Consider the following 4,698-nt stretch of genomic DNA (forward strand, 5'->3'; position numbering starts at 1 on the left):
ACCTCGTACTGGGCGTACTCGGTCTTGCGCCCGGTGCGGCGAGAGTGCGTGCCAGGCGTCGCGGGGCAGACGGGACTTTGACGACAGACCCTAGGGACGGCAACGCCGGTCACAGCCACCCGTGGTGCGCGAGCGACGCTCGAGTTCCGCCCGAGCCGGGCGCCAATCGCGCACCACCGGAGCTGGCTACCTTTCGGAGACCGACCGCACGTCCAGCACCAAAGGGGGAAGCACGTGAACAACGCGCTCACCACCCGCCGCATCGCGGCATCGTTCGAGGATCTCGTCGGCGACACCCCGCTCCTCCGGCTCGAACTCGACGGCCTCCCCGCCACCGCCCGGGTCCTCGCCAAACTGGAAGCGGCCAATCCGCTGTCCAGCATCAAGGACCGGGCCGCCCTCTTCATGCTGCGGGCCGCAGAGGAGTCCGGCGCCCTCGCCCCCGGCGCCACCATCATCGAATCGACCTCCGGGAACACCGGCATCGCCCTGGCCGCGCTCGCCGCCGCCCGCGGCTACCGGTGCCTGATCGTCCTCCCCTCGAACTCCTCCCGCGAGCGCGTGCTGACCCTGCGCATGCTGGGCGCCGAGGTCGAGTTCACCGACCACGCCCTCGGCTTCCGGGCCTGCGTCGACCGTGCCGAGCAGCTGCACGCCGAGATGCCCGGCTCCTGGTACGCGCGACAGCACGAGAACCCCGACAACGTCCGCGCCCACTACACGACCACCGGCCCCGAGATCTGGCGCGACTCCGGCGGCCGCGTCGACTACCTGGTGTGCGGGGTCGGCACCGGCGGCACCCTCACCGGCATCGCCCGCTACCTGCGCGAACGCAACCCGGACCTGAAGGTGGTCGCCGTCGAGCCCGCGGGCTCGGCGCTGCTCTCCGGCGGCGAGCCCGGCCCGCACCGCATCCCCGGCCTCAACGGCGGCTTCATCAGCCCCGTCACCGACGTGCACCTCGTCGACGAGGTGATCGCCGTCGACTGTGAGGACGCCGCCGCCACCACCCGCGCCATCGCCGCCCGCTCCGGCCTCCTCGTCGGGATCTCCGCGGGCGCGGCCGCGTACGGCTGCCTCGAACTCGCCCGCCGCCACGACCTGTCGGACTCCGTCGTGGCGACCGTGTTCCCCGACAGCGGCGAGCGCTACCTCAGCTGGTGGCCGGAAACGGACCCCGCCGACCGGCCGTGAACGGCGGGCCGGAGCCCGCCGGACGGTGGCCCGCGCCTCGCCCCCGCTCCTTCCCCACCCGCACGCCTGCCCGAGTACGAGCCTGAAATTCCCTGCCGCCGCAGGGGGAGAAGAGAGAGAATGAACCCCGAGCGCACCCTGCTGCTCGTCGGTGGAACCGACGAGACCGTGCAGAAGGCCCACGACCTGGGGCTGAGCGTGCTGCTCCTCCAGCACCCGACCAAGGTGAGCGAGGTGCAGAACCGGCTCGCCGCGGCCGTCGAGGTCGTCGACTTCACCGACTGGTCACTGGTCGAGCCCCTGGTGCGGGCCTGGCACGAGAGCCCCGGCTTCGCCGCGGTCGTCTCCCTCACCGAGCCGGGGCTCGAGAACGCGGGCCGGATCAACGACCTGTACGGGCTCGGGGGCACCGGCTACGAGGTCACCGCCCGGATCCGGGACAAGGCCGCCATGCGGCGCTACGTCGCCGAGCACGACCCGGAGCACGCCGTGGGCGCCCGCTCCCTGAAGTCCCGTGAGGACCTGGACGCCTTCGGCGCCTCCTACGGCTTCCCCTTCATCGTCAAGCCCGTCGACGCCACCGCGAGCATCGGCGTCATGCGGGTGGAGGGGCCCGAGGACGCCGACCGGGTCTGGGGCGAGGTCACCCGGCTCTCCGGCACCCGCACCGACCGGGTCTCCTCGCTGTTCGTCCTCAAGGACTTCCTGATGGAGGAGTTCCTCGACGGCCCCGAGTTCAGCGTCGAGTCCTTCAGCTTTGCCGGCCGCCACGTGATCGTCACCATCACCGAGAAGTTCACCTCGGACGGCCACTTCGCCGAACTCGGCCACGCGGTCCCCGCCCGGCTCTCCGAGGCCGACGACGCGGCGATACGCGAGGGCATACGCGGCTTCCTCGACGTGATGGGCATGCGCGACGGCGTCTGCCACACCGAGGTCCGCCTCACCCCCAAGGGCCCGCGCGTGATCGAGGGCCACAACCGCATCGGCGGCGACTCCATCCCCGAACTGGTGCGCAGCGCCTTCGGCGTCGACCTTGTCACCCTTGCCGTCGGCCAGCCGTTCGGCCTGGTCGAGGAACTGCCCGACCGGCCGCAGGCCCACGGCGGCGCCGCCGTACGCGCCCTCGTCGGCACCCCGGGCACCACGGTGCGGTCCGTCGCCGGACTCGACGAGGCCCGCGCCGCCGAGGGCGTCATCTCCGTCACCGTCGGCGCCAAGCCCGGCGACGGCGTACGCGTCCTCACCGACAACTGGGACCGGCTCGGCCTGATCGCCGTCTCCGCCGAGGACACCACCGCCGCGATCCGCCGGGGCGCCGAGGTGATCCGCGAGCACATCGAGATCACCCTCGCCCGCCCCGACGGCTCCACCGTCCTCGCGCAGCCCTCCGAGATCGCCCCCCGCGAGAACCTGCTGATCATCCACCGCAACCCGCTGGAGCCGTTCCCGTACCGGTCCTGGCTGCCGGACCACACCGGCGACATCGTCGTCCTCGCCTCCCGCGAGAAGATCGAACTCGCCGGCGAGAAGATCCCCGACGGCAACCTCGGCTACACCCGCCTGGAGATCCACGACGACTTCGACTCCGCCGAGTTCGAGGCCCGCGCCGTCGAACTGATCGAGGAACACCGCATCACCGGCGTGACCGCCCTGCACGAAGGGGACATGGACCTCGCCGCGCGGCTGCGCCGGCGCTTCGGGCTGCGCGGCGCCTGGGAGGACGACGTCAAGCCCTTCCGCGACAAGGCCCTGATGAAGACCCGCGCCCAGGCGTCGGGCATCGAGGTCGCCGCCTGGGTCCAGCCCCGCACCGCCGACGAGGCCCGGACCTTCGCGGCCGCCGAGGGCTTCCCCCTGGTGTTCAAGGAGCGCAGCGGCTTCAACGCGATCGGCCTGCGCATCCTGCGGGACGAGGCCTCCTTCGAGGAGTCCCTGACCGAGGTGTACGCCGCCGGCGAGCGGGACGACGTCCTGCTGGAGGGCTTCGTCCCGGGCCGCATGTGCCACGTCGACGGCGTGGTGCGCGACGGCCGCGTGGCCATGGCCTGGCCCTCGCAGTACCAGTACGACCTGTCCTCCTTCGCCTCCGACCCGGGCCCGCGCGTCGACCTCACCCTCGACGAGGACGACCCGGTCACCCCGCGCCTGCTCGACCTCGCCGACCGGGTCCTCGCCACCCTGGCACCCGAGGGCTCCCGGCTGCGCGACCACGCCTTCCACATGGAGGTCTTCCACACCCCCGACGACCGTCTGGTGCTGTGCGAGATCGCCTGCCGCCCCGGCGGCGCCAAGATCCGCGAGGTCTTCCACAGCCTGTTCGGGGTGCACCTCGGCGAGTACGCCGTGCGCGCCGACGCCGGCCACCCGCTCCCCGACGCCGTACGGCGGGGCGACGACCCGGCCGGGCTGCCGAGGCCGCGTCACATGGCGGGCCAGCTGCTCATGATGAAGCGGCCCGGCCTGGTGCGCGAGCTGCCCGCGGTCCCCGACGAGCCCTGGCTGGCCGGGTTCTGGCTCTACGCCGAGGTGGGCCAGGTCATCGCCCCGGCCTCGGGCTCCTCCGACTTCCTCGCCGCCGCCGTGGGCACCGCACCGAACCGCACGGAGTGCGAGCGCCGGCTGCGCGAGCTCGGCGAGTGGGTGCGCGAACACAGCGTGATCGGCGACGCGTCATGACGGGGGCCCGCCTGTCGGCGAAGACGCGGTACATGCTGGGCATGGTCGTCGACGCCACCGGCGCCGGCATGTACCTGCCCCTGTCGCTGCTGTACTTCCACCACGTGACCGGGCTGCCCCTCACCCAGGTGGGCACCCTGATGACGGCCGCCGCCGTGATCGGTCTGATCAGCAACCCGGCGGCGGGCGTCCTGATCGACCGGTTCGGGGCCAAGGCCGTCGTCACCGGCGGGTACCTGCTGCGGGCCGCGGGCTTCTGCACGTACCCGCTCGTGGACAACGGCTACACGATGTTCGGCGTGATCCTGCTGGTGGCCCTGGGCGACACCTCGTACCCGCCGGCGATCCAGTCGTTCATCGCCGAGTTCGTCAAGGGCACCGAGCGGGACAAGCTGCTCGCCGCGCAGCGCAGCCTGCGCAACGCCGGTCTGGGCGTGGGCGGTCTGATCGCGGGCGGGGTCCTCGCCCTGGGCAGCGACGCGTTCTACTACGTGATCGTGTTCTGCACGGCCGCGGGGTACGTGCTGGCCGCCGTCTGCTTCGGGTCCATCCCGATCCCGCGGACGTCCCCGGACGCGGCGGCGCCCCGGGTCTCCCGCAAGGGCGGCTACCGGCTCGTCGCGCGCAACCGTCCCTTCCTCGCCCTGACCCTGCTCAACGTGCCGACCGCCTTCGGCTACACGGTGCTCGCCGTCGGCATCCCGGCGTACGTCACCCAGGACCTGGGCGCGTCGGCGACGAACTGGTCGGCGAAGCGGCCCGGGAAGGTCATGAGGTGGTCGGTGGCGATGGAGCCGGTGACTGCGATGCGCACGGCGTGGATGC

Annotated in this window: 2 protein-coding genes and 1 pseudogene; all 3 read left to right on the top strand. The window is 72.5% G+C overall.

Annotation, left to right across the window (positions count from 1 at the left end; all coding sequences use genetic code 11):
• Window positions 1-234: 234 nt before the first annotated feature.
• Window positions 235-1,194 (top strand): cysteine synthase family protein, encoded by a 960-nt coding sequence (locus tag AB0F18_RS38410; RefSeq protein ID WP_362069961.1) that lies wholly within the window; start codon window positions 235-237, stop codon window positions 1,192-1,194.
• A gap of 120 nt (window positions 1,195-1,314) precedes the next feature.
• Window positions 1,315-3,873 carry an ATP-grasp domain-containing protein gene (locus tag AB0F18_RS38415; protein ID WP_362069964.1) on the top strand — a complete coding sequence of 853 codons (2,559 nt, stop codon included), beginning with the start codon at window positions 1,315-1,317 and terminating at the stop codon, window positions 3,871-3,873.
• A 68-nt stretch (window positions 3,874-3,941) separates the two neighbouring features.
• A pseudogene (locus tag AB0F18_RS38420) lies at window positions 3,942-4,547 on the top strand (MFS transporter); the annotation flags it as partial.
• Window positions 4,548-4,698: the final 151 nt, after the last annotated feature.

It is taken from the genome of Streptomyces sp. NPDC029216, assembly GCF_040648015.1.
Taxonomy (GTDB): domain Bacteria; phylum Actinomycetota; class Actinomycetes; order Streptomycetales; family Streptomycetaceae; genus Streptomyces.